Here is a 25,589-nt window from a genome sequence, read left to right as displayed (position 1 = left end):
GGCCTGCGATGCGTATTTTATGGATCCTGCCCTATTCACCCTGGCCCGCCACCAGCGGCGGCAAGACGCGCCAGTTCCATCTGCTGCGCAACCTCGCCGCGCGCGGGCACCGGATCACCCTGCTGCTGCATGACAAACACCCGGTGTCGCTCAGCGACCGCCAGGTGCTGGAAGCGTTTCTCGAACAACTGATCATCCTGCCGCGCCGCCCTCTGCGCAGCGTGACGACCCTGTTGGCCGGGCTGTTTGCGCCCTACCCGCTGTTGGCCAGCGTGAATGGTTTGTCCGGTGATTTGCAGGACACCTTCAATTGGCTGTTGGGTGAGCATTGGGACGTGGTGCAAATCGAACATAGCTACAGCTTCCAGCCGTATGAAGAGGTGCTGGCGCGCAAGGCCCAACCCTTTGTGCTGACGGAACACAACGTTGAATCGGCCCTTGGCGCCGCCACGTATGACCGTTTGCCAGGCTGGTCGCTGCCGTTCATTCGCTACGATCAATGGCGCTACGCCCGCTGGGAGCGCCGCGTGATGCGCCAGGCCGCCCAGGTGGTCGCGGTGACCGACAGCGATGCGCAGGTACTGGAAAAAATCGCTGGCAAACCGGTGTCGGTGGTGGTCAATGGCGTGGACTGCGATCACTTCGCCGCCGCCCACCCCGACCCAACCACGCGCCGCGTGTTGTTCCTCGGCAACTACGAATACGCGCCCAACGTGGACGCCATCGAATGGGCCCTGGATGAAATCCTGCCCATGGTCTGGGAGCGTTGCCCCGACGCGCGCATGAGCGTGTGCGGCTTCGGCATGCCCGATAGCTGGCGCGCACGCTGGCCGGACCCGCGTATCGAGTGGCAGGGTTTTGTGCCCAATCTGCTGAGCCTGCAATCGAGCTGCTCGGTGTTCCTGGCGCCGTTGCGCCATGGCGGCGGCTCCAAGCTCAAGGTGCTGGAAGCCTTGGCCGCCGGCTTGCCGCTGGCGAGTACCGAGCAAGGCGTGTCGGGGTTGGACCTGGTGGAAGGCCTGGATTACCTCGGCGGGCAAACCGCTGCGAGCCTGGCGGATGCCGTGGTGCGCCTGCTGCAATTCCCCGACGCCGCCGCGCCCATGGGAGAAGCCGGCCGCGCCTATGTGCGTCGCGCCCATGACTGGAGCGTTGCCGCCAGCCAGCTGGAAAAGGTCTACATGACCCTTTCGCCCCAGAATCAAAAGGAGCCCGCATGCGTGTAGGCCTGGATTACCGCACCGTCGGCACCTCGCCGCAATCGGGCATCAGCCGCCAGGTGTATGCACTGGAAAGCGCCCTGCGCGGCCTGCCCGGCATCGAGCTTGAGCGGTTTACCGTGGCGCCCCTGGGCGATGAAACCCGCTTGCAGGCCCACTGCCCGGCCTGGGGCTGTGCCAAGACCGCCATGCACCAGCCGCAGAATCGCCTGCGCTTCGAAGCCGGGTTTCTGCCACGGGCGTTGCGCGAGCACCATATCGACCTGTACATCAGCACCTTCAACATGGGCCTGCCGTTGCCGCCCAAACCCAAGGGCCTGCGCACCGTGGTGCTGTTGCATGACCTGTTCCAGATCACGCTCAACAACTACCACGCCAACCGCCTGAAGGCGTTGGTCTACAAGACCAGCGATCGCCTGTCGATTACCTACGCGGTGCACAGCGCCGACCGGGTGTGGACACCGTCGCAGTACAGCGCCGATGAAACCGCGCGGTTGTTTCCCAAAGCGGCAGGCAAGATTCGTGTGCTGCCCAATCAGGTGGATGGCTTCATCGAACTGGCGGCGGACCTCAGCCCGCGCCAATTGCCCGAGCGCTATTGGTTGCTGGTAGGCACCCGTGAGCTGCGCAAGAACGCGCCGTTCCTGGTGGAGGCCTGGCAGCAGGCGCGGCGCCAGTCCCCCAGCGTGCCGGAGTTGGTGCTGGTGGGCAGCCTAGATCATTTGCCTGAAGCCCAGCGCAGCCTGCCTGGGATTCGTGCACTCAGCGGTGTGTCGGATGCCGAATTGCACGCGTTGTACCGCCAGGCGTCGCGCCTGTGGCAACCGTCTTATGCCGAAGGTTTTGGCCTGCCGGTGATCGAAGCCCTGAGCGTCGGCACGCCGGTGGCGGTGGCCAGCGGTACGTCGCTGGATGAAATCACCCCGCCGTCGGCACCGCGTTTCTCACCCACCGATGGCCCGGGGCTGACGCAGTTGATGATCAGCCTCGGCGAGCCGTCCGCCGAAGAATCGCCCGAACAATGCCGACAGTGGGCGGAACGCTTTAACCATCGCGCCTATCGCCGGCGCCTGGCCGAACTGATCGAGGAGCTGAAGTGAACGTAAACCTGCCCAGCCTCGTCGCCATACTCTTCGGCCTGCTGTTTGGTGCCATTGCCCTGCTGCTGTCGCCGGCCAAGGCGTTCCTCGCCGTGATCGGCCTGGCCGGTGCGGTGACCATCCTGCGCTTTCCGTTCTGGGGCCTGGTGCTGTTCGCCCTGGTCGCCACGTTCATGCCGTACTCCACGATCAACCTGGGCATTCGCAGTACCGTCAGCGAAGCGATCCTGGCGCTGACCTGGGGCGCGGTGCTGTGGCACAACTTCCTGTCGCGCCTGACGGATACGCCCAGCCTCACCCGCCGACCCACCGATCAGATGCTGTTGTGGCTGATGCTGTTCAGCGTGTTCCCGTTCATCGTTGGCCAGGTCACCATTCACGCCGACACCAGCGGCGTGGCCAACTGGCTGCGCTGGTTGCTGAGCCTGTCGGCGGTGTTCCTCTGCGCCAAGTTGCTGGTGGACCGCAAGCACCGCGAATCCCTGGTGATCGCCCTGCTGCTGGGCAGCCTGGCGATGCTGGTGCTGTCGATTGCGGTGTTCGTGCGCACACGCTCCGGGGCCGGCATTGCACCGGTGCTGGCGCTGTTCAACTACGGCAACTTCGACATGCTCAAATTCGGCCTGGAGGCGATGTCGTCACGCATGGGCTCGCCGTGGATGCACCCGAATGCCATCGGCGGGATCATGGCGTTGCTGCTGCCCCTGGCGTTCTGCTTCGGCATGACCGAGCAAGGCTGGAAACGCGCGCTGGGCCTGGGCGTGGCGTGCCTGGGCGCCGCCGCCTTGCTGCTGGCCAGTAGCCGTGGCGCGATGGTCAGCCTGGCGTTGGTGCTGCTGTGGATGGCCACGCGCCGAGTGCCGTACACCGGACGCCTGCTGATGATCGGCGCGGCGCTGACGGTGGCGCTAGTGATCGCGTATCCGCCGTTGCAGGAGCGCCTGGCGACGATTTTTTCGTCGAGCAACGCCAGTACCGAAGTGCGTTTCGACGAGTACCGCATGTTTCCGCAGGCGGTGGCGGCGTATCCGTTCGGTATCGGCTTCAAGGTCGACCCGCCCGTACCCGACACGCACTTGCTGGGCATCTCCAACCTGTGGCTGAACTTCATCTACAAGACCGGCATTGTCGGCATGCTGCTCTTCGTGGCGGTGACCGTACGCTGGTGGCGTGAAGCGCGCCCGGAAAGCGGCCCGATCCGCCTGACCAAGGACAACGCGCTGTGGCTGGGCAGCACCGCCGGGATTCTCTCGGCACTGGTCAGCGGCCTGTTTGACCACTACTTCAGCTTTGCCGTGGTGATGGTCGCGCTGTTCTGGCTGATGGTGGGCATTAATGTGCTGGAAGCGCGGCGTCTGTTTCCGGCGCGCCTGCCGCAGGTGAAAAGCGTAGTGCAACGCAAATCGCTGCCCGATGGCGTACGGCCCTGATGCTGGGCTCTGCCGCATGGCTGACGCTGGCGACGCTACTCGGTCTGTGCCTGGGTTTTGCCCGCGAATGGTTGCTGGTGGCGGCGTGGGGCGCCGGCGAGCGCAGTGATGCGTTCCTGATCGCGCTGTTCTTGCCGGAGGCGCTGCGCATGTCGTTGGCCGGCGGTGTGCTGAGTGCAGCGGCACTGCCGCTGTACTTGGCGCGCAAGGACGACGAGCGGCAGGGCTGGCTGGCGGTACTGTTTCCGGCGTTGCTGTTGATCGCGCTGGTCACCAGCCTGCTGCTGACCTGGTTGGCACCGTGGCTGGTGCAACTGCTCGGGCCGGGCCTGGCGGCCAGTGCCACGGCACTTGCCAGCAGCAACTTGCAGATTGTCGCCTGGTGCGTGCCGGGGCTGATGCTGCATGCGCTGTTCAGCATTCCGTTGCAAGCCAGCGAGCGCTTTGTACTGGCGGGCCTGGGCTCGCTGCTGTTCAACCTGCCCCCGGTGACCTACCTCGCCGTCGCCGGCACCGCCACTCAACCTCACTCATTGGCCCTTGCCTGCCTGGCCGGCAGCCTGTTGATGCCGTTGGCGTTGCTGCCGTCGATGTGGCGCCAGGGCTGGCGGCCGTGGCATTGGCAACGGTCGTGGGCGCCACTGCGGGAGTTGGGCCAACGCATCGGTCCGCTGCTGTTGAGCAACGGCGCCAGCCAGGGCCTGGCCTTGATCGAACGGCTGGTGGCGTCCCTGCTGGGCGAAGGCGCGGTGACCTGGGTCAACCTGGCCCGCAAGCTGATGAACCTGCCGCTGATTGCCCTGATGAGCCTCAACCAGGTGTTGCTGGGCATGATGAGTCGGCGCCAGGGCGACGAGCGCCTGGCCCTGCTCAAGCGTGGCCTGGAAACCGCCAGCGTGCTGACCTTGCCCGCCGGGGTCGGCCTGGTGGCGGCGGCGCCAAGCCTGGTGGCGTTGCTGCTGCCCAAGCAATCGCTGGACTCGCCGTTGCCGCTGCTGCTGGCCTGGTTTGCCGTGCCGTTGGTGTTCGGCGCCTGGAACGCCTTGCTCGCGCGCTACGCCTACGCTGCGGGCGATACACGCCAGCCATTGCGGTGTGAACTGCTCGGCAGCCTGGTCAATGTGCTGTTGTTGGGCGTGCTGCCGTTTGTGTTCGGCCTGGCCGGGATTCCGCTGGCTGCGCTGGCCGGAGTGCTCTGCACCGCGTTACTGCTGATGCAGCGCCAGGCGTTGCTCGGCGCGCTGCCCTGGGCGCGGCATTGGTTACTCAGTGCCGTGCTGATGGGCGTGGCGGCGTTGGCGCTGTTTCGGGTCGAGGGTGTGTGGCTGCAACTGGGGCTGAGCACCCTGGCGGGCGCGGCGGTGTTGCTGGGGATGGGGCTGTGGCTGAAGCCGTGGCGCAAGGCGTGAGGTTTTCTGTGGGCGCGGTTTTTTAGAGGGAGGGTGATCAGGTGAAGCATCGTTGGATTCAAATGGACATTGCCAAAGGCATCGGCATCCTGGTGATCGTGTTTGCCCACAGTTGGTTCGTCGCCACGTCGCCGGACTTGCTGTACCCGGTGCTGGCGTCGTTCATCTTGCCGCTGTTCTTTTTTCTATCGGGCGTGTTCTTCAAGCCCGAGCAGCCGTTCGTGGAGATGGCGATACGCAAGGCCGATGGCCTGCTCAAACCGTTTTTCTTCACCATGCTCACCTATGTGATCGTGCGCAGCATTCTGCGTGGCCAGCCGCTGTTGCCGGATATCGGCGGTGTGCTGTACGCCTCGGTGGATACCATTCCGTGGCAGGCGCTGTGGTTTCTGCCGCACTTCTGGGTGGCGATCCTGTTCAGTTGGGTGATGCTGCGTGTGATCCAGCGCCTTAAGCTGTCGCTGTTGCTCAGTTGCGCGCTGGTGACGTTGCAGTTGATTGTGGGCGCCTGGATGCTGCCGTGGTTCTGGCAGTTGCCAGTCACGTTCGCCGGGCATACCTGGGTGCTGCCGGGCCTGCCATTCAGCCTGGATATCACCTTGATCAGCAGCACGTATTTCATTGTCGGCTACCTGCTGCGTGACTGGCTGCGCACTCACGCGGGCTCCTGGTTGACACTGTTGATTTCGATTGCATTGTTCGTGGCCGTGTTCACCTTCACCTGGGACACCATGGACCTGGCGCAGCGACGCTACGACCACTGGTTCTGGACCACCCTGCCGGCCGTGATCGGCGTGTACGCCTGCTGGGCGCTGTCGCGGGTGCTGATGGTGTCGACCTGGGTCACGCGGGCCATGACCTACATCGGTCAGAACACCTTGATCCTGCTGATCTTCCACGGCGAGATCCAGCACAAGACCTTCGACCTGCTGGAGCGCCTGGGGCTGCCCGCGTTTGTCGCGGCCTGCGTGGGGTTTGTGGTGGCGGTGGTGGTGCCGTTGTTGATCGGGGAAGTGATCAAGCGGGTGGCGTTTTTGCGGTTTTTCTACTTTCCGTTTCCGGTGCGCAAACCACAAAAAAACCTGTAGGCACTCACGCCTACAGGGTCTTGGGTTCAGTCATCCAGCTGTTGCGGTGCGGGCTTGCTGCCATGCTTGGCAGGTTTGGCGCCCTTGGCTGGCGTCGGGGCCGCGGGTTCAGGCTCCGGAGCGGCGGCGGCTTCTTTCTCGGCCATCGGCATCTGGTCGATGGCGCTGAAGAATGCTTTCAGGTCGAGGGTATCCGGCGGTACGGTCTTCTCGAGTTTCTTCTCACCGTCCTTGCCCACCAGGATCACTTTGGTGCCGCTGCCGGCGCCCAGCTTGAGGGCACGGATCAGCGCGTTGGTTTCCGGCGGGGTGAGTTTCTTGCTGTCCTTGGGGTCCTTGGCGAACTTCTCGCCTTCGGCACCGATGCTGCCGAACTTCACGGTGTAGAACACCATGCTGCGTTCTTCAAAGGACTGCTTGGTCGCAGGCTCGTCCAGCTGTTTCTTCAGCTCGGCCAACGTGGCGTTGCCGGAATCAAGCTCCACCACCACCAGCGGTCGGGCCTTGCCCAAGTCCTGCTTGAGCGGGTTGATATCATCAGCAGCCAACAGCGGCCCCGTAAAAGCCATCAAGGTAGCCAGGGTCAGCGACCGGATGAGCATGCGCACCTCCTTTGAATTCCATGCAGGGTTCTTGAGTTTCATGTCTGCGACAGTCAAATTCAAGGATGATTCCTACATCACTTTAAGAAAGCGTAGGTCAGGACGCCCGCTACGCAAGGGTTTGGTGGCTGCGACTGTCATTGTTTCCACTGATTGCGGAAACATCATGAGACCTTCCACTGCGGCCAATGCCGAGCAAATACGGGCGCGACGATGGGGTCGGCGTCCACCTGCGCCAAACTCTGGGCAAAGCCTGGCGCGAGGCCGTTCAACGCGTCCCGTGCTTCGTCCCAGCGCGACACGGCGGCCGCCATCAAGCCCAGGGCATTCGGGATGTTGTCCGGGCCAAACAACTGCTCGGCAAACTGATCGGCAAACAGCACCCAGGCCTGGTGCAGGTAGCGTCGGGTGCCCGTGACAAGCTGGGCCTGCACGCTTTCGTTGACGTTGCCGAGCCAGCGTTGCGGGTAGTCGATGATGCCGATGGCCGAGTAGCAATTGGCGGCGATATACACCAGGCCGCGAATGATCTGCGCGCGGTTGCCGGCCAACAGGTGGGAAGCGGGGAATTCCAGGCCCAGGTGGATCAGGATCGCTGCGCTTTCCGTCAGCACCTGGCCATCGGGGGTAACCAGGGTCGGGACTTGTTTGAGCGGGTTGATGCGGGCCAACTCCTCACTGCCCTCACCCTCCGCCCAGGAGGCTGCGTCGACCCGGCGCCACGGCACCGCACAGCGCTGCAGGGCGATTTCGATCATGCAGGAGCCGGATTCGTCGATGCCGTAGAGCGTGTACATGGGCCTGTCCTCCTAGCGTTGCAGTTTGGCCTGCAGGTTGGCTTTTACCTGCGGCCATTCCGAATCGATGATGCTGAAGCGCACCGAGTTGCGCTTGCGTCCGTCGGGCATGATGCGTTCGTGGCGCACGATGCCTTCCTGCACGGCGCCAAGGCGCAGGATCGCGGCGCGGGACTTTTCGTTGAGTTCATCGGTGGTGAATTGCACACGCACGCAATCGAGCACTTCGAACGCATAGGTCAGCAGCAATAGTTTGGCTTCAGTGTTGATGGCGCTTTTCTGGGTGGACAGCGCCAACCAGGTGTGACCGATTTCCAGTTTGCGATTGACCCGGTCGACCTTCCAGAACCGTGTGCTACCGACCACCTGGCCGGTGTCTCGGCGCACCAGGGTGAACGGGATCACGCTACCGGCATCGCGCCCGGCCAGGGCGGTGTCGATGTACTGGTCGACCGTGTCCGGGCCCAGCACGTTGGTGACCTTGAGGTTCCACAATTCGCCATCGGCGGCGGCCTCAAGCAAGGCGGCCTTGTGTGCCCGTTGCAAGGGCAAGAGTTCGACCGTGGTGCCGGTCAGGGTAAGTTCGGTCATGGGGGCTGCGCCGTAGGGTGGTCGTCAGTGACCAAGAGTGCAGGCTCGCACGCGGACGAATCAAGCGTTTTAAAACAGGCCCATTTGCCCGCCGACCAAGGTGCTGAAATCGTCATTCACAAACGGCAGGATCGCATCGGCCACCGGCTGCAATTGCCGGGTGACGTAGTGATCGTAATCGATGGACGCTTGTCGCACCTCCAACGGCTCGGGGCCGTTGACGCTGATCACGTAGCTGATCCAGCCGCCGCGCTGGTACTGGCGCGGACGGTTCAGGCGGTCGTTGTACTCATCGGCCAGGCGCGCGGCGCGCACATGGGGCGGCACGTTGCGTTCGTAGTCGTCCAGCCGGCGACGCAGGCGTTTGCGGTAGATCAGCAACTCATCGAACTCGCCGCTCAGGGTGCGGCGCACGTAGTCGCGGATGTAGTCCTGGTGCGGCTGGCGATGGAAGATGCGCTGGTAGAGTTCCTGCTGGAAACGGCGGGCCAGGGGCGACCAGTCGCTGCGTACGGTTTCCAGCCCCTTGTAGACCATGTCCTCGCTGCCATCGCTGTGCACCACCAGGCCAGCGTAGCGCTTTTTGCTGCCCTCCTCCGCGCCACGGATGGTCGGCATGAGGAAGCGCGTGAAATGGGTTTCGTATTGCAGCTCCAGGGCGCTTTGCAGGCCGAACTCAGTGCGCAGATGCTCGCGCCACCAGTCGTTGACGTGCTGGACCAACGCCTGGCCGATACGCCCGGCATCCGCTTGGCTATGCGCCTTGCCGAGCCAGACGAAGGTGGAGTCGGTGTCGCCGTAGATCACCTCGTAGCCTTGGGCTTCGACCAGTTGGCGGGTCTGGCGCATGATCTGGTGCCCACGCATCGTGATCGACGACGCCAGGCGTGTATCGAAGAACCGGCAACCGCTGGAGCCGAGTACACCGTAGAAGGCGTTCATGATGATTTTCAAAGCCTGGGACAGCGGCGCGTTATGTTCACGCTTGGCCACTTCGCGACCTTCGGAGACCCGTGCGACGATGGACGGCAAGCAATGTCGGGTGCGGGAAAACCGTGCGCCGCGAAAGCCTTCCACCGATGCGCTGTCGTCGGGGTACTTGAGGCCTTCGATCAGGCCGACCGGGTCGATCAGGAAGCTGCGGATGATCGACGGGTAGAGGCTTTTGTAATCGAGCACCAGCACCGATTCGTAGAGGCCGGGGCGTGAGTCCATGACGAAGCCGCCGGGGCTGGCCTGGGGTGGCTTGTCGCCCAGGTTCGGCGCGACGAAGCCCTGGCGGTGCATCAACGGCAGGTACAAATGGGTGAATGCGGCGACGGAGCCGCCGTTGCGGTCGGCCGGCAAGCCGGTGACGCTGGCGCGTTCGAGCAGGAACTTGAGCAGTTCGGTCTTGGCGAAAATCCGCGTGACCAACTCGCAGTCCTTGAGGTTGTAACGCGCCAGGGCAGGTTTGTCCTCGGCGAACATGCGGTTGATTTCGTCCATGCGCTGGTACGGCGTGGAGATGTCCTTGCCCTCGCCGAGCAGGGTTTGCGCGACGTTTTCCAGACTGAAGGATTCGAAGCTCCACGTAGCCGAGCGCAGGGCTTCGATGCCATCGATGATCAACCGTCCCGCTGCCGCCGCGAAGTAGTGGTTGCGGCTGCCGTGTTCGCGCCAGGCCATCGGCTCGTCGCCACGCCCGAGCATCAGCGGCACGTTGAGGCGCTGGGCATGTTCGTGGAGCACACGCAGATCGAATTGCACCAGGTTCCAGCCGATGATCGCGTCGGGGTCGTGCTCGGCGAGCCATGCGTTGAGACGTTCGAGCAGTTGCGCGCGGGTGTCGCAGTAGTCGAGCTTGAAGTCCACCGCATCGGTTTTGTTCGGCGGGCCGAGCATGTACACCTGGCGTTCGCCGCAGCCTTCGAGGGCGATGGAGTAGAGGTCGCCCTGGGCGGTGGTCTCGATATCGAGGGACACCAGCTTCAGCGGTGGGCGGTAATCGGGCGCGGGTTTCATCTGCGCCTCGCAGAGTGCGCCGGTAGCGTCGGGGGTGCCGCCGAACCACACCGGCGCGGTGATGAAGCGCTCCATCATGTAGCGCTCGGGTGGGCGCACGTCGCCCTCGTACACGTCGACGCCCGCAGCACGCAGGCGTTTTTCCACGTCCATGGCCTGGCGGTGCTGGCGGGTATACAGGCCCAGGACCGGACGATGATGGAAATCGCACAACTGCAACGGCCGCAGTTCGATATCGCGCTCGCCCTTGAGCAGCCAATCCAGGGGCTTGCGATGGGCTTCGGGGATAAACATCACCGAGGTCTGCACGGGGAGACGGATAAACCTCGGGCCCTGGTCGGTGGCCAGCCAGAAACTGACCTCCGTGCCCGCCGGGGTATCGCGCCAATGCCGGGTCAGGACAAAACCCTGCTGTAAATCCACCGTACCGCACCTCAGGAATCGTTTTCAGGGCGTGATTCTACTCGGCATCGATGCGCGCAGACCTTAATCACACAAAATTGTTGCACGACGTTAATAATAATTAATATCATTTGCGCAGGAGTCGTATCGGCGCAGTGAGGAAGCGCAACCATCGTTGCCCTTTCCCTCACCATTGACGGTTCACCGTCAGGATCGACCATGCCCGCTCGTACTCCATTCGCTGTGTCGTATCGCCCCACCCTGCTCGCCCTGTGCTGTTCCCTGAGCCTTTCGGCTCACGCCAGCCAGGAAACCGGCACGCTGGAACTGGGCGCCACCACTATCAGCGCCGACGCCCCTGCGCCAGGCGCCCTGCCCCCGGTATACGCTGGCGGCCAGGTGGCACGTGGCGCTCAGTTGGGGGTGCTGGGTAACCAGGACATCATGGACGTGCCGTTCAGCATGTCCTCCTATACCGAGAAATTGATTCGCGACCGGCAGGCCGAAACGATCGGCGATGTACTGCTCAATGATTCGTCGGTGCGCCAGGCGTCTGGCTATGCCAACCAGGCACAGACGTTCATGATCCGAGGCCTGCCGCTCGCCGGTGACGACATGTCCTTCAACGGCCTGTACGGCATCCTGCCGCGTCAGATTATGTCCACCGACGCCCTGGAGCGTGTGGAAGTGTTCAAGGGGCCGAATGCTTTCATCAATGGTGTGACACCGACCGGCTCGGGGATTGGCGGCGGTGTGAACCTGCAACCCAAGCGCGCCGATGAACTGCCACTGCGTCGTTTCAGCACCGATATCAACAGTGACGGCCGGGTGGGCGAGCATCTGGATATTGGCCAGCGCTTCGGCGAGGACAACCAGTTTGGTGCACGCGTGAACCTGTCCCAGCGCGAAGGCGATACCGGCATCGATGATGAAAGCCAGCGTTCCAAGCTGTTCGCCGTCGGCCTGGACTACCGCGGCGACGCGTTGCGCCTGTCGAGTGACTTTGTGTATCAGAAGCAGCGCATCAATGGCGGGCGCAACTCGGTATTCCTGGGCACGGCCACCCATTTGCCAGATGCGCCGTCCGCCGACACCAACTACGCGCCGAGCTGGAGCAGCACCAACCTCGAAGACACCCTGGGCATGTTGCGCGCCGAGTATGACCTGAACGAAAACTGGACGGCCTATGCGGCAGGCGGTGCCAAGCACACCCGGGAAATGGGACGCTACTCGTCGGTCACGCTGACTGACAACAGCGGCAATGCCCTGGCAAGCCGCTCGACCATCGCCCACGAAGAAGATAACCGCAGCTTAATGGGCGGGTTGAACGGCAGTTTCCAGAGCGGCCCTGTGAGCCATCGACTCAACTTTGGCCTGGCCGGTATCTGGACTCAAGCACGCAATGCCTATGTGTTCAACGCCTCGTCGACGGCTACCCGAACCAATATCTACGACCCTGTGACCGGCGCTCCGCCCACCCTGAACAACCCGCGCAATACGCCAGGCACTGATTTCAGTGACCCGACCATTACAGGCAAAACATTCGTGCGCAGCGCAGCGGTGTCCGACACCCTGGGCTTCTTCGATGACCGCCTGTTGGTCACGCTGGGCGCGCGCCGCCAGCAGATGGTGGTACAGGCTTACAACTACATGAGCGGTACGCGCACTTCAAACTATGACGAGTCAATTACCACGCCAGTCTACGGCCTGGTGTTCAAACCGTGGCAACACGTGTCTTTCTACGCCAACCGCATCGAAGGCCTGGCGCAAGGCCCGACGTCGCCGGTCAACTCGGGTAACCGGACGATCATCGGCGGCGGCCAGGCGTTTGCGCCCGCTCGCTCCAGACAAATCGAAGCGGGTGTGAAAGTGGACATGGGCACCTATGGCGCGACGCTGGGTGTATACCGTATCGAACAGCCTGGGGCCGGCTACGTTCAGGTCATCGATGCGACTACAGCGCGCTATGTGCGTGAAGGCCAGCAAATCAACAAAGGCGTAGAACTGAACGTCTTCGGCGAACCCCTCAGTGGCCTGCGTTTGCTGGGCGGTGTGACGGTGATGAAGACCGAACTCAAGGACACGCAAAACGGCGCCAATGACGGTAACCGCGCAATCGGCGTGCCTTCGTTCCAGCTTAACGCCGATGTGGACTGGGATGTGCCTGGCCTGCAAGGCGTAACCCTCAATGGCCGCTGGCTGCGCACGGGCGGGCAGTACGCCGACGCCGCCAACAACTTGAGCTTGCCGACGTGGAACCGCTTCGACATGGGCGCGCGCTACAACTTCCAGGTGGCCCAGCGCGATGTCACCCTCGGCGCCACCGTGGAGAACGTCGCCAACGCGAGGTACTGGGAATCGGCCCAGGGCGGTTTCCTGAGCCAGGGCGACCCGCGTGTTGCCAAGTTGTCGGCGACTGTGGACTTCTAAACGCGTTACACCAAGGTGAGCCAGCGAATTTGCGCATCGCTGACTCACCACTAGACTCAGGGCTCCTCTCACATGGAAGTCCCTTCAATGAAGCTATCCCGTTCCCTGCGCCAGGCGATTGCCCTGGCCACCCTTCTGTCCGCCGGCAACCTGGTCGCTCACGCCGCTGATATCCCACTGTCCAAATCCCTGGAAGCCGATGAAGTCACGACAAAAGTGTTGGCCGTCGATGCGGCTAAACATCAGGTGGTGCTGGCCGGTGCCGAGGGGCGTGAAGTGCATGTGCAACTCACCGATGCCGCCAAGGACCTGGGCAACCTCAAGGTCGGTGACCAGGTCAAGGTGCTGACCACTCACTCGGTTGCGGCGGTGCTGGACACCGATGTGGACAGGAGCCCACCGGATGCCAGCGAAAAAACCGGCGTGATCCGCGCCACCGCCGACAATCCCAACCCCGGCGGTGCAGCTTTCCGCCAGGTGCAGGTGCAACTGAAGATTACCCATATCGACCTGAAGAAAAACCAAGTCACCCTGGAGAACCCTGCCGGTGCGACGAAGGTGTTGAATGTGGAGAAGCCGGAGATTCGCGCCGGCCTCAAAGACCTGAAAGTCGGGCAGAGTGTCCTGGTGACATTTACCGACACCCTGGAGATCACCACCGCTCACGAAGGCTAAGTACGGTGCAAAGAGGCGGGCATCACGCATGATGCCCGCTGGGGTCAAGCCTGGCGGGCTTGGCTCAGGTGGTTTTCGATGTTGCCCATTTGCTCGTCCCACCCGCGTGAGTTCATCTTGAAGGCCTTCTGCCGACGGGCTCCGGGCACCGCGTCAAAGCCGGACTCGACCACCCGCAGCAGAATGCCCGGTGCACGGTCTTCAACGGTGAATTCCACCAGCGTGGGGGGTTCCTGATCGTAGTCGACGCCCACCTCGACCGCGAAGGGGTGCCACCAAAAAGAGAACAGCGTTTGCGGCAGGATGCGTTCGATCCTGGCCTTCCAGATCACATGTTCATAACCCGGATAAGTGATAGGTGCCTCAATGGTTTCTCCGGCAACAAAAACTTTGCCTTCGAGGGCGATTCCAAACCAACGTCCGAATTGCTCGGCATCGGTGAGGGCTTCCCACACCTGTTTACGTGAAGCGTTGAGCAGGACTTTCCGTTCGATTCGATCCAATACGTGCATAAGTCACCTCCTCCATTGACAGTAGGCGACATCGACCAATGCGCAACCTAGGATTGTAAGCAATGATGATGGCCCCTTCCTTACCGGCAATTACGTTATGACTGAACTATTGAATGGAAGTTGCTTCTGCAAGGGCGTGCGATACCAGGTGAGGCGTCTGGACATGCCGATCAGCCACTGCCACTGCAACAGTTGCCGCAAGGTGCATGCAGCGGCATTTGTCGCGACAGCCGGCGTGATGCGCGAACACTTTCGCTGGACCCAGGGCGTGGAGTTGCTGACGTCTTTCGAGTCGTCGCCGGGCAAGCTCAGGCATTTTTGCTCGCGTTGCGGCTCGCACCTGATGGCAGAGCGTGGGCATCAAGCTCACCTCATCGTGCGGGTGGCGACGCTGGATGATGATCCGGGCGTCAGGCCCACCACGCATATCTGGACGGCCCATGATGTGCCCTGGCTTGCCTATGAAGGCATAGAGCAATGGGACGAGTGGAAAGCCTGATTAAACCTTCGGGTCTCCAGGCGCTTTGGCGGGCGTCGCATATTGCGGCTTCAAGTGACCTTCCTGGTCGAGCAACCAGGCGTCCATGATCTGGCGCACCACCGGCCCAGCAACGCGACCGCCAGCTTCCCCGTTTTCGATCATCACCGAAATCACGATTTTCGGGTGTTCGGCCGGCGCAAAGCCGACGAACAACGCATTGTCCCGGTGGCGCTCCAGGGTCTTTTCACGGTTATAACGCTCGCCCTGCTTGATAGCGACCACCTGTGCGGTACCGCTCTTGCCTGCGATGCGGTATTGCGCGCCTTGTGCGGCAGCACGGGCGATGCCGCGTGGGTCGTGCATCACCAATTGCATGCCATGGTTGACCTGCTCCCAATCACGTGGATCCTTGAGGACCACATTGGGCATAGGGTTTTCATCCACCGGTGGCACGCCGTTAATGGTCTTGGCCAAACGGGGTCGGTTCCACACGCCTTTGTTGGCAATCAGCGCGGTAGCTTGGGCCAGTTGCAGCGGTGTGACCTGCATGTAGCCCTGGCCGATGCCGAGGATCACCGTCTCACCCGGGAACCAGGGTTGGCGGCGAGTGGCGCGCTTCCAGGCCTGGGACGGCATCAAGCCGGCTGACTCTTCAAACATGTCTAGCGACACTTTCTGACCCAGGCCGAACTCAGCCAGGTAGTCGTGCAGGCGATCGATGCCCAGCTTGTGGGCCAGGTCGTAAAAGTAGGTGTCGTTGGAGCGCATGATGGCGGCGTCCATGTCGACCCAGCCGTCGCCGCTGTGGTTCCAGTTGCGGTATTTGTGATCGAAATCCGGCAGTTGGTAGTAACCGGGATCGAACACACGGGTCTGTGCAGTGACCACACCGCTGTCGAGGCCGGCGATGGCGACTTCCGGCTTGATGGTCGAGCCCGGCGCGTAGAGCCCGCGCAGGACGCGGTTGAACAGTGGCCGGTCGATAGAGTCATGCAGCGCGGCATATTCCTTGAAGCTGATACCGGTGACGAACAAGTTAGGGTCGAAACTCGGTTTGCTGACCATGGCCAGTACTTCGCCGGTTTGCGGATCGAGGGCGACCACCGAGCCACGACGATCGCCCAAGGCTTCTTCCGCCGCTTCCTGAAGGTGGACGTCGAGGCTGAGTACGATGTTTTTGCCGGGGATCGGATCGGTGTGCTTGAGCACACGCAGCACGCGGCCCTGGGCGTTGGTCTCGACTTCTTCGTAGCCCACGTGACCATGCAGCTCGGATTCGTAGAAGCGCTCGATACCGGTCTTGCCGATGGACTGAGTGCCACGGTACTCCACCGAATCGAGGGCTTTGGACTCTTTCTCGTTGATCCGTCCCACGTAACCGATGGAGTGCGCAAAGTGGGCGCCCAGGGGATAGTGGCGAACGAACTGAGGTTCTACATCAACCCCTGGCAGACGGAATTCGTTCACCGCCAGCAGCGCGATCTGCTCTTCGGTCAGCTCGTAAAACAATGTCACAGGGACAAACGGGTGACGCGCCTGCTTTAGTGCCTTGTCGAACACCGCACGATCTTCGGCGGGCAGGTGCAGCAAACTGACGATGGCGTCCAGCTCCCCCTTGAGGTCGGTGGCGCGCTCACGGGTGATGGTCAGGTTATAGCTGGGGCGGTTGTCGGCCAACACGACGCCATTGCGGTCGTAGATCAGCCCACGCGTCGGCGTGATAGGTAGTACGTGGACGCGGTTGTTTTCGGAAATCGTGGAGTGATAGTCGAACTGCACGACCTGCAGGAAGTACATGCGTCCCACCAGGGCGCAGGAAATGCCAATCACCAGCAGCGCACAGGCGAGCAGGCGCTTGTTGACCAGGCGGTTTTCTTTTTCGTGATCTTTGATGGGTATCGGTTCAGGCATTTCTACAGCATCTCGTTGAAGAAGGTCGACGCCGCGTCCTGCGGATGAAAGATCAATCCCTGTGAAAATGTGCTGCACCATACCAAAAATGCAGAAACACTTTGCATCGATTTCCCCAACGGTACGGTATTTATCGGGAGCGAGTAGCGCTTGGCTTTTCGACCGCCCAAAACAAAACCCCTGACTGCGTTAGCAATCAGGGGTTCTGGAATTTAATCTTGACGATGACCTACTCTCACATGGGGAAACCCCACACTACCATCGGCGATGCATCGTTTCACTACTGAGTTCGGGATGGGATCAGGTGGTTCCAATGCTCTATGGTCGTCAAGAAATTCGGGTACTGAGTCGCGGCCTAAGCCTCGCTTCAGCAAATTGGGTATGTGACAGCTTTCGGTGCTTTGTGAGCGTCGAACTTTCGGTTCATTTTCGTCTTCACACACCGCAATCTGATGCTCGTTAGAGTAGTCAAATTGCTTGGGTGTTATATGGTCAAGCCTCACGGGCAATTAGTATTGGTTAGCTCAACGCCTCACAGCGCTTACACACCCAACCTATCAACGTCGTAGTCTTCGACGGCCCTTCAGGGAACTCAAGGTTCCAGTGAGATCTCATCTTGAGGCTAGTTTCCCGCTTAGATGCTTTCAGCGGTTATCTATTCCGAACATAGCTACCCGGCAATGCCACTGGCGTGACAACCGGAACACCAGAGGTTCGTCCACTCCGGTCCTCTCGTACTAGGAGCAGCCCCTCTCAAATCTCAAACGTCCACGGCAGATAGGGACCGAACTGTCTCACGACGTTCTAAACCCAGCTCGCGTACCACTTTAAATGGCGAACAGCCATACCCTTGGGACCGGCTTCAGCCCCAGGATGTGATGAGCCGACATCGAGGTGCCAAACACCGCCGTCGATATGAACTCTTGGGCGGTATCAGCCTGTTATCCCCGGAGTACCTTTTATCCGTTGAGCGATGGCCCTTCCATACAGAACCACCGGATCACTAAGACCTACTTTCGTACCTGCTCGACGTGTCTGTCTCGCAGTCAAGCGCGCTTTTGCCTTTATACTCTACGACCGATTTCCGACCGGTCTGAGCGCACCTTCGTACTCCTCCGTTACTCTTTAGGAGGAGACCGCCCCAGTCAAACTACCCACCATACACTGTCCTCGATCCGGATAACGGACCTGAGTTAGAACCTCAAAGTTGCCAGGGTGGTATTTCAAGGATGGCTCCACGCGAACTGGCGTCCACGCTTCAAAGCCTCCCACCTATCCTACACAAGCAAATTCAAAGTCCAGTGCAAAGCTATAGTAAAGGTTCACGGGGTCTTTCCGTCTAGCCGCGGATACACTGCATCTTCACAGCGATTTCAATTTCACTGAGTCTCGGGTGGAGACAGCGCCGCCATCGTTACGCCATTCGTGCAGGTCGGAACTTACCCGACAAGGAATTTCGCTACCTTAGGACCGTTATAGTTACGGCCGCCGTTTACCGGGGCTTCGATCAAGAGCTTCGCGTTAGCTAACCCCATCAATTAACCTTCCGGCACCGGGCAGGCGTCACACCCTATACGTCCACTTTCGTGTTTGCAGAGTGCTGTGTTTTTAATAAACAGTCGCAGCGGCCTGGTATCTTCGACCGGCATGAGCTTACGGAGCAAGTCCTTCACCCTCACCGGCGCACCTTCTCCCGAAGTTACGGTGCCATTTTGCCTAGTTCCTTCACCCGAGTTCTCTCAAGCGCCTTGGTATTCTCTACCCAACCACCTGTGTCGGTTTGGGGTACGGTTCCTGGTTACCTGAAGCTTAGAAGCTTTTCTTGGAAGCATGGCATCAACCACTTCGTTAACTAAAAGTTAACTCGTCATCAGCTCTCGGCCTTAAGATCCCGGATTTACCTAAGATCTCAGCCTACCACCTTAAACTTGGACAACCAACGCCAAGCTGGCCTAGCCTTCTCCGTCCCTCCATCGCAATAACCAGAAGTACAGGAATATTAACCTGTTTTCCATCGACTACGCTTTTCAGCCTCGCCTTAGGGACCGACTAACCCTGCGTCGATTAACGTTGCGCAGGAAACCTTGGTCTTTCGGCGTGGGTGTTTTTCACACCCATTGTCGTTACTCATGTCAGCATTCGCACTTCTGATACCTCCAGCAAGCTTCTCAACTCACCTTCACAGGCTTACAGAACGCTCCTCTACCGCATCACTTACGTGATACCCGTAGCTTCGGTGTATGGTTTGAGCCCCGTTACATCTTCCGCGCAGGCCGACTCGACTAGTGAGCTATTACGCTTTCTTTAAAGGGTGGCTGCTTCTAAGCCAACCTCCTAGCTGTCTAAGCCTTCCCACATCGTTTCCCACTTAACCATAACTTTGGGACCTTAGCTGACGGTCTGGGTTGTTTCCCTTTTCACGACGGACGTTAGCACCCGCCGTGTGTCTCCCATGCTCGGCACTTGTAGGTATTCGGAGTTTGCATCGGTTTGGTAAGTCGGGATGACCCCCTAGCCGAAACAGTGCTCTACCCCCTACAGTGATACATGAGGCGCTACCTAAATAGCTTTCGAGGAGAACCAGCTATCTCCGAGCTTGATTAGCCTTTCACTCCGATCCACAGGTCATCCGCTAACTTTTCAACGGTAGTCGGTTCGGTCCTCCAGTTAGTGTTACCCAACCTTCAACCTGCCCATGGATAGATCGCCCGGTTTCGGGTCTATTCCCAGCGACTAGACGCCCTATTAAGACTCGCTTTCGCTACGCCTCCCCTATTCGGTTAAGCTCGCCACTGAAAATAAGTCGCTGACCCATTATACAAAAGGTACGCAGTCACAGAACAAAGTCTGCTCCCACTGCTTGTACGCATACGGTTTCAGGATCTATTTCACTCCCCTCTCCGGGGTTCTTTTCGCCTTTCCCTCACGGTACTAGTTCACTATCGGTCAGTCAGTAGTATTTAGCCTTGGAGGATGGTCCCCCCATATTCAGACAAAGTTTCTCGTGCTCCGTCCTACTCGATTTCATGACTAAGAGATTTTCGCGTACAGGGCTATCACCCACTATGGCCGCACTTTCCAGAGCGTTCCGCTAATCTCAAAGCCACTTAAGGGCTAGTCCCCGTTCGCTCGCCACTACTAAGGGAATCTCGGTTGATTTCTTTTCCTCAGGGTACTTAGATGTTTCAGTTCCCCTGGTTCGCCTCTTGCACCTATGTATTCAGTACAAGATAACCATCTTATGATGGCTGGGTTCCCCCATTCAGACATCTCCGGATCAAAGTCTGTTTGCCGACTCCCCGAAGCTTTTCGCAGGCTACCACGTCTTTCATCGCCTCTGACTGCCAAGGCATCCACCGTATGCGCTTCTTCACTTGACCATATAACCCCAAGCAATCTGGTTATACTGTGAAGACGACATTCGCCGAAAATTCGAATTTCTCAACTAAGAGAACTCACAAATTTTACCTTAGCCTGATCCGTTACCAGTGAAAGTAACGTTCAGTCTATCTTTCTATCACATACCCAAATTTTTAAAGAACGATCTAATCAAAGACTAGAAATCAACATTCACCATCGCCTTGATGGAATGCTCATTTCTAAGCTTTCAAAACTTTCAGAAGCAGTAGTGGTGGAGCCAAACGGGATCGAACCGTTGACCTCCTGCGTGCAAGGCAGGCGCTCTCCCAGCTGAGCTATGGCCCCGTATTTCTACAGGCGTTTCCCACACAAAATTGGTGGGTCTGGGCAGATTCGAACTGCCGACCTCACCCTTATCAGGGGTGCGCTCTAACCAACTGAGCTACAGACCCAATTTCGGGCTGCTTCTTTATCGTCTTCTTCAATGAATCAAGCAATTCGTGTGGGAACTTATGGAGCAGCTGATGTCGTCGATTAAGGAGGTGATCCAGCCGCAGGTTCCCCTACGGCTACCTTGTTACGACTTCACCCCAGTCATGAATCACACCGTGGTAACCGTCCTCCCGAAGGTTAGACTAGCTACTTCTGGTGCAACCCACTCCCATGGTGTGACGGGCGGTGTGTACAAGGCCCGGGAACGTATTCACCGCGACATTCTGATTCGCGATTACTAGCGATTCCGACTTCACGCAGTCGAGTTGCAGACTGCGATCCGGACTACGATCGGTTTTATGGGATTAGCTCCACCTCGCGGCTTGGCAACCCTCTGTACCGACCATTGTAGCACGTGTGTAGCCCAGGCCGTAAGGGCCATGATGACTTGACGTCATCCCCACCTTCCTCCGGTTTGTCACCGGCAGTCTCCTTAGAGTGCCCACCATTACGTGCTGGTAACTAAGGACAAGGGTTGCGCTCGTTACGGGACTTAACCCAACATCTCACGACACGAGCTGACGACAGCCATGCAGCACCTGTCTCAATGTTCCCGAAGGCACCAATCTATCTCTAGAAAGTTCATTGGATGTCAAGGCCTGGTAAGGTTCTTCGCGTTGCTTCGAATTAAACCACATGCTCCACCGCTTGTGCGGGCCCCCGTCAATTCATTTGAGTTTTAACCTTGCGGCCGTACTCCCCAGGCGGTCAACTTAATGCGTTAGCTGCGCCACTAAAAGCTCAAGGCTTCCAACGGCTAGTTGACATCGTTTACGGCGTGGACTACCAGGGTATCTAATCCTGTTTGCTCCCCACGCTTTCGCACCTCAGTGTCAGTATTAGTCCAGGTGGTCGCCTTCGCCACTGGTGTTCCTTCCTATATCTACGCATTTCACCGCTACACAGGAAATTCCACCACCCTCTACCATACTCTAGTCAGTCAGTTTTGAATGCAGTTCCCAGGTTGAGCCCGGGGATTTCACATCCAACTTAACAAACCACCTACGCGCGCTTTACGCCCAGTAATTCCGATTAACGCTTGCACCCTCTGTATTACCGCGGCTGCTGGCACAGAGTTAGCCGGTGCTTATTCTGTCGGTAACGTCAAAACAATCACGTATTAGGTAACTGCCCTTCCTCCCAACTTAAAGTGCTTTACAATCCGAAGACCTTCTTCACACACGCGGCATGGCTGGATCAGGCTTTCGCCCATTGTCCAATATTCCCCACTGCTGCCTCCCGTAGGAGTCTGGACCGTGTCTCAGTTCCAGTGTGACTGATCATCCTCTCAGACCAGTTACGGATCGTCGCCTTGGTGAGCCATTACCTCACCAACTAGCTAATCCGACCTAGGCTCATCTGATAGCGCAAGGCCCGAAGGTCCCCTGCTTTCTCCCGTAGGACGTATGCGGTATTAGCGTTCGTTTCCGAACGTTATCCCCCACTACCAGGCAGATTCCTAGGCATTACTCACCCGTCCGCCGCTCTCAAGAGAAGCAAGCTTCTCTCTACCGCTCGACTTGCATGTGTTAGGCCTGCCGCCAGCGTTCAATCTGAGCCATGATCAAACTCTTCAGTTCAAACATCTTTGGGTTTTTAAGAAACCCTAAACTTGGCTCAGCAATCGTTGGTTACATCTTTGATTTCTCGCGGAGTAACTTGTGATGCTGATAATCTTGCTGACTATCAGTCTGACTCCACAAGCACCCACACGAATTGCTTGATTCAGTTGTTAAAGAGCGGTTGGTTAAGATCTTTCGTCTCAACCGAGGCGCGCATTCTACAGCAGCCTCATTTGCTGTCAAGTGATTATTTTCAGAAGTTTTCGAAGATTTCTTCAACAACTTCAACCACTTGCGCTTCCGATCTCTCGTTAGCGGGAGGCGAATTCTACAGCGTTACACGCCGCTGTCAACACCTCTTTTTCTCCGCTTTCGACCGAGAGGATCGAAACGTTAATAGAGCCACACAACACTGCTCTACCAACTCCTTCTGGGCTTCGATGAACTGAAGCAAGTCGCTGTCGAATCGTGCGTAACTCTTTGTTTACCAAGGAGTTTTACGTTTCGACTGCGCCGGAAGTGGGGCGAATTATAGACTTCCAGAATCTGCCGTCAACCCTTAATTTGCTTTTTCTATCAAAGAACCTGAAACGCTCCAAATTCGCCTTGTATAACGCATTAAAAAAGGATAAATGAGCAATATATTGCTCATCACCAAACAGTTGAGCATCATAGCGCCCTTGCTTCTCTATATATGACTTCGGACGAATACCCCAATGACCACCTCCCCCCGCAGCCTGGCCTCGACGTTGTTCCCTGTCGGCCTGCTGTTGATCGCCATGGCCTCCATTCAGTCCGGCGCCTCGCTGGCCAAGAGCATGTTCCCTATCGTTGGCGCACAAGGCACCACGACCCTGCGCCTGATTTTCGCCAGCGTGATCATGCTGCTGCTGTTGCGCCCGTGGCGCGCCAAGCTGACCTCCAAGTCCTTACGCACCGTCATCGTCTACGGGATGGCGTTGGGTGGCATGAACTTTCTCTTCTATATGTCATTGCGCAGCGTGCCCCTGGGGATTGCGGTCGCCCTGGAGTTCACCGGCCCCCTCGCGGTGGCGATCTACGCCTCTCGGCGCGCGGTCGACTTCCTGTGGATTGCCCTCGCCATCATCGGCCTTCTCTTGTTGATCCCGATGGGCGAGGCCAGCAGCGGCATCGACTTGCTGGGGGCAGCCTACGCGCTGGGAGCAGGCGTGTGCTGGGCGCTCTACATTCTATATGGCCAGAAAGCAGGGAATGACAACGGGGTCCAGACCGCCGCCCTTGGGGTGATGATCGCCGCATTGTTTGTTGCGCCTATCGGCATCGTTCACGCAGGCAGCGCATTGCTGACTCCCGCACTGATCCCGATCGCCATCGGCGTCGCCATTCTGTCCACCGCCCTGCCCTACACCTTGGAAATGGTTGCACTGACGCGCCTCCCTGCCCGCACCTTCGGCACTCTTATGAGCATCGAGCCTGCTTTTGGCGCGCTCTCCGGCCTGTTATTCCTGCACGAGCACTTGTCATTCGCGCAGTGGCTGGCAATCACTTGCATCATTCTGGCCTCCGTAGGTGCCACGGTGACGATGCGCAGTGAGCCAAAGCCTTTGGTTGCCTCGGATTGAAGTCTGTTTGAATGTAGCTCTGGTATTTGCCGCACATTTAGGCCATGTTTAGGCCGCAAACGAATGTCATTCATGGAGAACTTCGACAAGGACAGCGCGAACGCTACACCCGAGAGCGAGTAGAGCCGGCCTCTGGCATTGCAAGGCGGCTATTAAGGATAGGAATGAAGCGAATTTTGATACTGTTAATGGTCATGGCCGTTGCTGGTTGTGCCGCGACCACCAAGACAGAAGTGAAACGTGGCAAAAAAGGGCTGCATATCAACTGTTCCGGCCTGTCCTCTTCCTGGGAGCAGTGCTACACCAGTGCGACCAACTCCTGTGGCGCCAAGGGCTACCGAGTAATCGCAAAGTCCGGTGACAATTCCGAGGAACCTGGGGACTACCCCTTCGGCCTCAACCCTGCCGGATACACCAGCCGCAGTATGATCGTCATCTGTAAGTAATCGAATGAGCAGTCATCTCTGACTGCTCCTATCAAATCCGGCCCTTCGCGATACGGCGTCTAAACTCCTGCTCGACCATCGAGCCAACGGAGTTGCCATGACACACAATAAAAAAATCGTATTGGTAGTGGGTGCCGGTGATGCAACCGGCGGCGCCATTGCCAGACGCTTCGCCCGCGAAGGCTACGTGGCCTGCGTCACCCGTCGCAGCGCCGATAAGTTGCAGCCGCTGGTGGACAGTATTCACGCAGCTGGCGGCGAAGCCCACGGGTTTGCCTGTGATGCGCGTAAAGAAGAAGACGTTATAGCGCTGATCGAACAGATCGAAACTGAGCTGGGCCCGATTGAAGCCTTTGTGTTCAATATCGGCGCCAATGTGCCGTGCAGTATCCTGGAAGAAACAGCGCGCAAGTATTTCAAGATCTGGGAGATGGCCTGCTTCTCCGGCTTCCTGAACGCACGCGAAGTAGCCAAGCGCATGGTTACGCGCAATCGAGGCACCATCCTGTTCACCGGCGCGACCGCCGGATTGCGCGGCGGCGCAGGTTTTGCCGCCTTCGCCGGGGCCAAGCATGGGATTCGGGCGCTCGCGCAAAGCATGGCGCGGGAACTAGGTCCCAGGAACATCCATGTCGCCCATGTCGTGATCGATGGCGCCATCGACACCGACTTCATTCGCGACAATTTCCCGCAAAAATACGCACTCAAGGACCAGGACGGCATACTCAACCCCGAGCATATCGCCGATAACTATTGGTACCTGCACAGCCAGCCACGCGACGCCTGGACGTTTGAACTGGACCTGCGCCCCTGGAATGAACCCTGGTAAACACGCCCCTATAACAATAAGCAGCGAGCAACGACCATGAGTAAAACCCTGGAATTCTTCTTTGACTTGGGCAGCCCCGCCACCTACCTGGCCTACACCCAACTACCCGCGTTATGCGCAGAAACGGCTACACAGCTGGTTTATAAGCCCATGCTATTGGGCGGTGTGTTCAAGGCCACCGGTAACGCCTCTCCAATCACCGTTCCCGCAAAAGGTCACTACATGTTTGATGACCTGGCGCGCTACGCTCGACGCTACAACGTACCGCTCCGGTTCAATCCGCACTTCCCCATCAATACGCTGATGTTGATGCGAACGGTCACTGGCATCCAATTGCACCAGCCTGAACGTTTCCTGGACTTCGTTGATTGCCTGTTCCAGGCCCTTTGGGTCGAAGGCCATCACCTGGGAGACCCCACCGTCGTGGCTGCCGTACTCACCGAAAACGGGTTTGCCCCCGATGAAGTCATGGCCCTGGCCAATGACGAAAGCGTAAAGGCTGCCCTGAGGGATACCACCGAACAGGCCGTGAAACGCGGCGTGTTCGGTGCCCCCAGTATGTTCGTAGGCAACCAGCTGTTCTTCGGCCAGGACCGTCTGGAGTTTGTACGCGAAGCACTGAGTTAGAGCTTGACGGCCAAAAG

The 25,589-nt window shown here is 59.1% G+C and carries 18 protein-coding genes, 2 tRNA genes and 3 rRNA genes; 12 read left to right on the top strand and 11 right to left on the bottom strand.

Features of this window, described 5'->3' with window-relative positions:
• Positions 1–8: 8 nt before the first annotated feature.
• The 5 genes from ACZ445_RS09805 to ACZ445_RS09785 all read left to right on the top strand — a co-directional run bounded on the left by ACZ445_RS09805 (position 9) and on the right by ACZ445_RS09785 (position 6,247).
• Positions 9–1,226 carry a glycosyltransferase family 4 protein gene (locus tag ACZ445_RS09805; RefSeq protein WP_058426847.1) on the top strand — a complete coding sequence of 406 codons (1,218 nt, stop codon included), beginning with the start codon at positions 9–11 and terminating at the stop codon, positions 1,224–1,226.
• The gene (locus ACZ445_RS09800; RefSeq protein WP_464708241.1) at positions 1,217–2,320 is read left to right on the top strand and encodes a glycosyltransferase family 4 protein; all 1,104 of its coding nucleotides are present in this window, start codon (positions 1,217–1,219) and stop codon (positions 2,318–2,320) included. Before ACZ445_RS09805 ends, ACZ445_RS09800 begins: the two co-directional genes overlap by 10 nt.
• Positions 2,317–3,750, top strand: a complete 1,434-nt coding sequence (locus ACZ445_RS09795) for an O-antigen ligase family protein (protein WP_058426849.1) — start codon at positions 2,317–2,319, stop codon at positions 3,748–3,750. The genes ACZ445_RS09800 and ACZ445_RS09795 overlap by 4 nt, the downstream gene beginning before the upstream one ends.
• On the top strand, positions 3,750–5,159 hold the full coding sequence (gene murJ, locus ACZ445_RS09790; protein WP_058426850.1) for a murein biosynthesis integral membrane protein MurJ: 1,410 nt from the start codon (positions 3,750–3,752) through the stop codon (positions 5,157–5,159). The genes ACZ445_RS09795 and murJ overlap by 1 nt, the downstream gene beginning before the upstream one ends.
• 62 nt (positions 5,160–5,221) lie before the next feature.
• Positions 5,222–6,247 carry an acyltransferase family protein gene (locus ACZ445_RS09785; RefSeq protein ID WP_464708240.1) on the top strand — a complete coding sequence of 342 codons (1,026 nt, stop codon included), beginning with the start codon at positions 5,222–5,224 and terminating at the stop codon, positions 6,245–6,247.
• Between the two features lie 26 nt (positions 6,248–6,273).
• Here ACZ445_RS09785 and ACZ445_RS09780 read toward each other — a convergent pair whose 3' ends face one another.
• The 4 genes from ACZ445_RS09780 to ACZ445_RS09765 form a co-directional block, all read right to left on the bottom strand.
• Positions 6,274–6,849 (bottom strand): DUF4174 domain-containing protein, encoded by a 576-nt coding sequence (locus tag ACZ445_RS09780; RefSeq protein WP_058426852.1) that lies wholly within the window; start codon positions 6,847–6,849, stop codon positions 6,274–6,276.
• A 164-nt stretch (positions 6,850–7,013) separates the two neighbouring features.
• Positions 7,014–7,646 carry a glutathione S-transferase gene (locus ACZ445_RS09775; RefSeq protein ID WP_058426853.1) on the bottom strand — a complete coding sequence of 211 codons (633 nt, stop codon included), beginning with the start codon at positions 7,644–7,646 and terminating at the stop codon, positions 7,014–7,016.
• Between the two features lie 12 nt (positions 7,647–7,658).
• Positions 7,659–8,237 carry a GNAT family N-acetyltransferase gene (locus tag ACZ445_RS09770; RefSeq protein WP_464708239.1) on the bottom strand — a complete coding sequence of 193 codons (579 nt, stop codon included), beginning with the start codon at positions 8,235–8,237 and terminating at the stop codon, positions 7,659–7,661.
• Positions 8,238–8,306: 69 nt separating this feature from the next.
• Positions 8,307–10,664, bottom strand: a complete 2,358-nt coding sequence (locus ACZ445_RS09765) for a DNA polymerase II (RefSeq protein WP_464708237.1) — start codon at positions 10,662–10,664, stop codon at positions 8,307–8,309.
• Positions 10,665–10,862: 198 nt separating this feature from the next.
• On the opposite strand from ACZ445_RS09765, the gene ACZ445_RS09760 reads away from it, so the two are divergent.
• Both ACZ445_RS09760 and ACZ445_RS09755 read left to right on the top strand, forming a co-directional pair.
• Positions 10,863–13,073 (top strand): TonB-dependent receptor, encoded by a 2,211-nt coding sequence (locus tag ACZ445_RS09760; RefSeq protein ID WP_464708236.1) that lies wholly within the window; start codon positions 10,863–10,865, stop codon positions 13,071–13,073.
• Between the two features lie 87 nt (positions 13,074–13,160).
• Positions 13,161–13,748, top strand: a complete 588-nt coding sequence (locus ACZ445_RS09755; RefSeq protein ID WP_058426857.1) for a hypothetical protein — start codon at positions 13,161–13,163, stop codon at positions 13,746–13,748.
• A gap of 44 nt (positions 13,749–13,792) precedes the next feature.
• On the opposite strand, the gene ACZ445_RS09750 is transcribed toward ACZ445_RS09755, so the two are convergent.
• The gene (locus tag ACZ445_RS09750; RefSeq protein ID WP_058426858.1) at positions 13,793–14,260 is read right to left on the bottom strand and encodes an SRPBCC family protein; all 468 of its coding nucleotides are present in this window, start codon (positions 14,258–14,260) and stop codon (positions 13,793–13,795) included.
• A 97-nt stretch (positions 14,261–14,357) separates the two neighbouring features.
• Here ACZ445_RS09750 and ACZ445_RS09745 point away from each other — a divergent pair, with 97 nt between their 5' ends.
• Positions 14,358–14,759, top strand: coding sequence for a GFA family protein (locus tag ACZ445_RS09745; protein ID WP_058426859.1), 402 nt, complete (start codon positions 14,358–14,360; stop codon positions 14,757–14,759).
• Here the strand turns inward: ACZ445_RS09745 and mrdA are convergent, their stop codons facing one another.
• The 6 genes from mrdA to ACZ445_RS09715 form a co-directional block, all read right to left on the bottom strand.
• Positions 14,760–16,652, bottom strand: coding sequence for a penicillin-binding protein 2 (mrdA, locus tag ACZ445_RS09740; protein WP_058426860.1), 1,893 nt, complete (start codon positions 16,650–16,652; stop codon positions 14,760–14,762).
• 216 nt (positions 16,653–16,868) lie between these two features.
• A 5S ribosomal RNA gene (gene rrf, locus ACZ445_RS09735) occupies positions 16,869–16,984 on the bottom strand.
• Positions 16,985–17,140: 156 nt separating this feature from the next.
• Positions 17,141–20,032 (bottom strand): 23S ribosomal RNA (locus tag ACZ445_RS09730).
• Between the two features lie 249 nt (positions 20,033–20,281).
• A tRNA-Ala gene (locus ACZ445_RS09725) sits at positions 20,282–20,357 on the bottom strand.
• Between the two features lie 30 nt (positions 20,358–20,387).
• Positions 20,388–20,464: transfer RNA gene (locus ACZ445_RS09720), tRNA-Ile, on the bottom strand.
• A gap of 83 nt (positions 20,465–20,547) precedes the next feature.
• Positions 20,548–22,084 (bottom strand): 16S ribosomal RNA (locus ACZ445_RS09715).
• The 16S, 23S and 5S rRNA genes sit together here with 2 tRNA genes alongside, the layout of an rRNA operon.
• Positions 22,085–22,782: 698 nt before the next feature.
• On the opposite strand from ACZ445_RS09715, the gene rhtA reads away from it, so the two are divergent.
• From rhtA to ACZ445_RS09695, 4 genes are all read left to right on the top strand, one after another.
• Complete coding sequence (rhtA, locus tag ACZ445_RS09710; protein WP_058426919.1) at positions 22,783–23,670, top strand: threonine/homoserine exporter RhtA; 888 nt, start codon at positions 22,783–22,785, stop codon at positions 23,668–23,670.
• Between the two features lie 164 nt (positions 23,671–23,834).
• Positions 23,835–24,116 (top strand): hypothetical protein, encoded by a 282-nt coding sequence (locus ACZ445_RS09705; protein WP_058426920.1) that lies wholly within the window; start codon positions 23,835–23,837, stop codon positions 24,114–24,116.
• 97 nt (positions 24,117–24,213) lie between these two features.
• Positions 24,214–24,945, top strand: a complete 732-nt coding sequence (locus tag ACZ445_RS09700; protein ID WP_058426921.1) for an SDR family oxidoreductase — start codon at positions 24,214–24,216, stop codon at positions 24,943–24,945.
• Positions 24,946–24,981: 36 nt separating this feature from the next.
• The gene (locus tag ACZ445_RS09695) at positions 24,982–25,572 is read left to right on the top strand and encodes a DsbA family protein (protein WP_464705083.1); all 591 of its coding nucleotides are present in this window, start codon (positions 24,982–24,984) and stop codon (positions 25,570–25,572) included.
• Positions 25,573–25,589: the final 17 nt, after the last annotated feature.

It is taken from the genome of Pseudomonas allii (genome assembly GCF_055380095.1).
This window is presented reverse-complemented; position numbering and strand designations above follow the sequence as displayed.

Bases quoted from the DNA above. Each gene is read 5' to 3' on its own strand.
- ACZ445_RS09805 (WP_058426847.1), top strand. From the start codon at position 9: ATGCGTATTTTATGGATCCTGCCCTATTCACCCTGGCCCGCCACCAGC.
- ACZ445_RS09800 (WP_464708241.1), top strand. From the start codon at position 1,217: ATGCGTGTAGGCCTGGATTACCGCACCGTCGGCACCTCGCCGCAATCG.
- murJ (WP_058426850.1), top strand. From the start codon at position 3,750: ATGCTGGGCTCTGCCGCATGGCTGACGCTGGCGACGCTACTCGGTCTG.
- ACZ445_RS09785 (WP_464708240.1), top strand. From the start codon at position 5,222: ATGGACATTGCCAAAGGCATCGGCATCCTGGTGATCGTGTTTGCCCAC.
- ACZ445_RS09780 (WP_058426852.1), bottom strand. From the start codon at position 6,849: ATGCTCATCCGGTCGCTGACCCTGGCTACCTTGATGGCTTTTACGGGG.
- ACZ445_RS09775 (WP_058426853.1), bottom strand. From the start codon at position 7,646: ATGTACACGCTCTACGGCATCGACGAATCCGGCTCCTGCATGATCGAA.
- ACZ445_RS09770 (WP_464708239.1), bottom strand. From the start codon at position 8,237: ATGACCGAACTTACCCTGACCGGCACCACGGTCGAACTCTTGCCCTTG.
- ACZ445_RS09760 (WP_464708236.1), top strand. From the start codon at position 10,863: ATGCCCGCTCGTACTCCATTCGCTGTGTCGTATCGCCCCACCCTGCTC.
- ACZ445_RS09755 (WP_058426857.1), top strand. From the start codon at position 13,161: ATGAAGCTATCCCGTTCCCTGCGCCAGGCGATTGCCCTGGCCACCCTT.
- ACZ445_RS09750 (WP_058426858.1), bottom strand. From the start codon at position 14,260: ATGCACGTATTGGATCGAATCGAACGGAAAGTCCTGCTCAACGCTTCA.
- ACZ445_RS09745 (WP_058426859.1), top strand. From the start codon at position 14,358: ATGACTGAACTATTGAATGGAAGTTGCTTCTGCAAGGGCGTGCGATAC.
- mrdA (WP_058426860.1), bottom strand. From the start codon at position 16,652: ATGCCTGAACCGATACCCATCAAAGATCACGAAAAAGAAAACCGCCTG.
- rhtA (WP_058426919.1), top strand. From the start codon at position 22,783: ATGACCACCTCCCCCCGCAGCCTGGCCTCGACGTTGTTCCCTGTCGGC.
- ACZ445_RS09705 (WP_058426920.1), top strand. From the start codon at position 23,835: ATGAAGCGAATTTTGATACTGTTAATGGTCATGGCCGTTGCTGGTTGT.
- ACZ445_RS09700 (WP_058426921.1), top strand. From the start codon at position 24,214: ATGACACACAATAAAAAAATCGTATTGGTAGTGGGTGCCGGTGATGCA.
- ACZ445_RS09695 (WP_464705083.1), top strand. From the start codon at position 24,982: ATGAGTAAAACCCTGGAATTCTTCTTTGACTTGGGCAGCCCCGCCACC.